This is a genomic window from Nocardia salmonicida NBRC 13393 (assembly GCF_001613085.1).
Taxonomy (GTDB): Bacteria; Actinomycetota; Actinomycetes; order Mycobacteriales; family Mycobacteriaceae; genus Nocardia; species Nocardia salmonicida.
Window position 1 is genome coordinate 1 of the sequence record NZ_BDBR01000082.1, and the last position, 1,989, is coordinate 1,989.

The 1,989-nt window shown below is 63.9% G+C and carries 3 protein-coding genes; 1 reads left to right on the top strand and 2 read right to left on the bottom strand.

Annotated features, from left to right (window positions below):
- Window positions 1–178: 178 nt before the first annotated feature.
- A complete protein-coding gene (locus NS1_RS38280) occupies window positions 179–427 on the bottom strand; it encodes a hypothetical protein (protein ID WP_157125634.1) in 249 nt (82 codons plus the stop codon).
- A gap of 498 nt (window positions 428–925) precedes the next feature.
- The gene (locus NS1_RS38285) at window positions 926–1,744 is read right to left on the bottom strand and encodes a helix-turn-helix domain-containing protein (protein ID WP_062992616.1); all 819 of its coding nucleotides are present in this window, start codon (window positions 1,742–1,744) and stop codon (window positions 926–928) included.
- A gap of 31 nt (window positions 1,745–1,775) precedes the next feature.
- Between NS1_RS38285 and NS1_RS41405 the strand changes: the two genes are divergently transcribed.
- Window positions 1,776–1,989: hypothetical protein (locus NS1_RS41405; protein ID WP_218020019.1), on the top strand; the 214-nt coding region annotated here is incomplete at its 3' end.

A 1,989-nucleotide genomic window follows, 5' to 3' on the forward strand; every position in this document is an offset into this window, starting at 1 on the left:
ACGTTGTCCGGTGCCGTCCGGGACCGCGCGGCCGTGAGCGCTGAGTTTGAGGGGAGAGACGCGAGTGACCTCGCGTCGTCTGCCCGAAGTGTCGCGGACGTACACCCGTGCACTCCAGCGACCGGGAGAAATTTCGGTGAGCATGGGTTTGCTAGGGACGCCGAGAGGCCGTGGCGGTCTACCGCGCCTCATCGTCGTGCTCCTGTGGTCGGTCGTTCAGGTCCGCCAAGGCGGTTTCGAGTGCGTCGATGTCCCAACGGAATTCCTTTCCGACTCGGATGGGTTTGGGTAGCCAGGTGTGCTTGCCTGGTTGGCGGGCCCAGCGCCGCAGCACTTCGGGATGGATGCCGATGTGGGCGGCCGCGGATCGGGTGTTGACCCACCGGCGAAGCGACGGCGGAGGTGGGGTTGAGGCTTCATCGTTCACCGACGTGCCTCCGGTCGTGGTCGACGTGGAGCACGGATGCGCAGTGCTGTACGCGCCGCGTCTGAGGAGGGCGGCAATCGCCGAGAGAATCGCGACTATTCGTGCGGTGTCGGCGGCGGCCACAGCGCACAGAATTGTCACCAGGTGGCGGGGCAGCGCTCAAGACACGGCAACTGTCAGAGCCGGTGCGGCACCGGAAATGCCACAGCAGATGAGCGAAGACAGCTCGCGGCGGCGGCGCTGAAGAATCCTCGCGCCTCGGGAGCGGGATGGCAGTCGTATGAAATTGCATCGGGCACCTTTCGGCCCGATCAGTGGCTCTTCCCATATACAGGAAAACACAAATTCGGCGATGTTCGCCACCAATTTTCTGCTGGCACCGAGAAATTGGCGCCGATTCGGGCACAGTGCGACAAGCTATCGCCTGTGAATGATCACAAAGCGCCGACCGGCGCGAGCAGATCTGTCGCCTCTACGCCGGTCGGATGTCCTTGGTAGCTAATCGATTTCGGGGCCGGAGTATTCCTCCGGTGTGGCCGTGAGGAGCTGGACATGGTGAGCGAGCATGCCGTCGGTCAGCGCCAGCTGGTAGGAGACCGGTCTGTGGTTGGCGTCGTAGGCGTGCAACGGGCACTGCGAGTCACGCCCACGGGTGACGTTCACGCTGGCTGCCCACAGTCGCCGAGCATCGCTGATCGGGGCCAAGGCGGAAACGAGCTCTTTTGCCTGTGCTGAACTCCGGTGCCTGCCCAGGGCTGATTTCAGCATCGCGACCGTCAATGAACCCTCCCCTTCGGGGTCGACGATCACGGCTTTGCTGTGATCGCTGAACATCCATATCGACGTCGAGCCGATGTCTTGGATGCCGGGAAAGGCTGTGGTGAGCAAGGCGTTGTGCGCCAACAGGTTCCCAAAGGGATCGACGAAGGCGGCTGGGATGGCGCGGACTTGGAGCCGCTCGAGGTTGAGCCTCAGGGACTTCTCGGCCCGGACATAGCTGCGCAAAGCGTCGGGTGGTGCGAGCATGATCGCGGGCCCTGCGAGCTCACGCAGGTGGGAGGCCATCGCCTTGTCCAGGCGCCATCCGCTGATGATCCCTTCGAGAGTGTCAGGGGGCGGCTTGGACTCGCCGCGCTCGAAACGTCCCAGATGGACGGCGCTGAAGTTGACCGCTGCGGCGGCTTGGTTCTGGGTGAGTCCGAGATCGTCTCGAATCCACGCGATGGTGGTGCCGAGGTCTGGGATCGAGACCTGTGGTCGCTTGGGGGCACGTCGGCGTTGGCGTCCCTTGTGGGGCCGTGCAATTCGTTCGTTCAATTTTCTTGGAGTACCAGCACCCGTCGCGCCAGTGCCCGCGCTGCTCGTTGAAGATGTAGGCGGGGTGCTTGAAGGCCGGATCGACAGTGAGGATCACGGCTTTGTCGGTGTCGAGCCAGCGTTCGAACCGGGTACGCCCGGTCCAGGAATCCAACGACCCGAACGGCAACCGCGGCAGGAAATCCTCGGCCGCGATCCGAGTATCGGAGCGATCGTCACCGGGGAGCGGGTGGACATGCTCGGGC